This is a genomic window from Seohaeicola saemankumensis (assembly GCF_021021435.1).
Classification (GTDB): Bacteria; Pseudomonadota; Alphaproteobacteria; order Rhodobacterales; family Rhodobacteraceae; genus Seohaeicola.
The window spans coordinates 1-1,692 of the sequence record NZ_JAINWI010000055.1 but is presented as its reverse complement, the minus strand read 5'-3'; the positions used below and the strand labels follow the sequence as shown (position 1 = coordinate 1,692).

General features: G+C 61.5%; 2 protein-coding genes. Both read left to right on the top strand.

Annotation, left to right across the window (positions count from 1 at the left end; translation table 11 throughout):
• The first annotated feature begins 13 nt into the window (after positions 1-13).
• Positions 14-772 carry an electron transfer flavoprotein subunit beta/FixA family protein gene (locus K7H22_RS19925; protein ID WP_230802550.1) on the top strand — a complete coding sequence of 253 codons (759 nt, stop codon included), beginning with the start codon at positions 14-16 and terminating at the stop codon, positions 770-772.
• On the top strand, positions 772-1,692 hold a 921-nt coding region (locus K7H22_RS19920), incomplete at its 3' end, for an electron transfer flavoprotein subunit alpha/FixB family protein (RefSeq protein ID WP_230802549.1). The genes K7H22_RS19925 and K7H22_RS19920, both read left to right, overlap by 1 nt.

The window sequence follows — 1,692 nt, the reverse complement described above, 5'->3', positions numbered from 1 at the left end:
GGAGACCACGCTTATGAAGGTACTCGTGCCTGTCAAACGTGTGATCGACTATAACGTGAAGGTTCGCGTCAAGGCGGACGGAAGCGGTGTCGATCTCGCCAATGTCAAAATGTCGATGAACCCGTTTGACGAGATCGCGGTGGAAGAGGCGATCCGGCTGAAGGAAGCCGGCAAGGCTGACGAGGTTGTCGTTGTGTCCATCGGGGTCAAGCAGGCGCAGGAAACCCTGCGGACCGCGCTCGCCATGGGTGCCGACCGCGCGATTCTGGTCGTGGCGTCGGATGACGTGCATAACGACATCGAACCGCTGGCCGTCGCCAAGATCCTGAAAGCCGTCATCGCCGAGGAAGAGCCAGGACTGGTGATCGCCGGCAAGCAGGCCATCGACAATGACATGAACGCCACCGGACAGATGCTGTCGGCCCTGCTGGGCTGGTCGCAGGCGGCGTTCGCCTCGCATCTGGAAATCCAGGGCGATCACGCGCTGGTCACCCGCGAAGTGGATGGCGGTCTGCAAACGATCAAGGTGACACTGCCCACGATCGTCACTGCCGACCTGCGCCTGAACGAGCCGCGCTATGCGTCTTTGCCGAACATCATGAAGGCCAAGAAAAAGCAGTTGGATGAGAAAACCGCCGCCGATTATGGCGTCGATGTCACCCCGCGCCTGACCGTGGTCAAGACCGCAGAGCCTGCTGCGCGCACGGCCGGTATCAAGGTTGGCTCGGTTGACGAGCTTGTGGCGAAACTCAAAGAAGCGGGGGCTGTGTAATGGCTGTTCTTCTGATTGGTGAAGTAACCGATGGCACGCTGGCGCTTGATGCGACAGCAAAGGCCGTGACCGCCGCGAAACAGATGGGCGAAGTGACAGTGCTTTGCACCGGCGCATCGGCCAAGGCCGCAGCGGACGAGGCGGCAAAGATCGAAGGCGTAGCCAAGGTGCTGGTCGCGGAGGACGCGCTGTATGGGCACCGTCTGGCCGAGCCTGTGGCGGCCCTGATCGCCAGCATGGCGGGTGATTATTCGCATATCGTGGCCCCTTCCACGACAGATGCGAAAAACATCATGCCGCGCGTTGCCGCTCTTTTGGATGTGATGATCCTGTCCGACGTCGTGGGCGTGGTCGATGCCGACACGTTCGAGCGTCCGATCTATGCGGGCAACGCGATCCAGACGGTGAAATCCACCGACAAGATCAAGGTCATGACAATCCGCACCTCGACCTTCGAACTGGCTGGCATGGGTGGTTCCGCTGCGGTGACCGCCGTAGCAACAGGTGACAATCCGGGCCTCAGCGAATGGGTCGAGGACAAGGTCGCTGCATCGGACCGTCCCGAATTGACCAGCGCAGGCGTGGTCGTGTCCGGCGGGCGCGGTGTCGGGTCCGAAGCCGACTTCGCCCTGATCGAGAAACTGGCCGACAAGTTGGGTGCCGCCGTCGGCGCATCCCGCGCGGCGGTGGATTCGGGCTACGCCCCCAACGACTGGCAAGTCGGACAGACCGGCAAGGTCGTGGCACCTGATCTTTATGTTGCTGTCGGCATCTCGGGGGCAATCCAGCACTTGGCCGGCATGAAGGACAGCAAGATCATCGTCGCCATCAACAAGGACGAGGAAGCCCCGATCTTTCAGGTTGCCGATTATGGCCTCGTCGCGGACCTCTTCACGGCCGTGCCGGAACTGATCGAGAAG